Below are 476 nucleotides of genomic sequence, written 5' to 3' on the forward strand. Positions count from 1 at the left end.
GAGATGACCAGCATACTTTCTATTGGCCTCGTCCGATTCTGTACTGTTCCATCTCCTAGCTGCCCTTTCTCATTTTGACCCCACGCCCATACACTTCCGTCTTCTTTCACCATCAACGTATGTGCTCCACCTGCGGATAAGCGATTGGCTTTGACTTCTGTCTCCCTGACTTCCACAGGGACCGTGATTGTTTTGTTATAGTAGCTGACTGTGATGTTCGCTGTCCCTACCGATACCGCTGTGATCACTCCTGCTGCATCTACCGTTGCTACCGCTGGGTTACTGCTCTCATACATCGACTGCGTCGTGACATCTTGGGTGCTGTTATTTGGATAGGTCGCCGTGATTTGTAATGGCTTGCTTTGAGACGTCGGCAGCAACACCGTGCTTGGACTCGCTACCAGTTGCTGAGCAGAGATCACCAGCATACTTTCTATTGGCGTCGTCCGATTTTGTACCGTTCCATCTCCTAGCTG

1 protein-coding gene is annotated in these 476 nt (G+C 50.6%); it reads right to left on the bottom strand.

Going from position 1 to position 476, the window contains the following annotated elements; genetic code table 11:
- A partial coding sequence (locus HPY31_RS28535; RefSeq protein WP_172143298.1) for an Ig-like domain-containing protein occupies window positions 1-428 on the bottom strand: 428 nt, incomplete at its 3' end.
- Window positions 429-476: the final 48 nt, after the last annotated feature.

This window comes from Brevibacillus sp. HB1.3, from assembly GCF_013186635.1.
GTDB lineage: Bacteria > Bacillota > Bacilli > Brevibacillales > Brevibacillaceae > Brevibacillus > Brevibacillus brevis_D.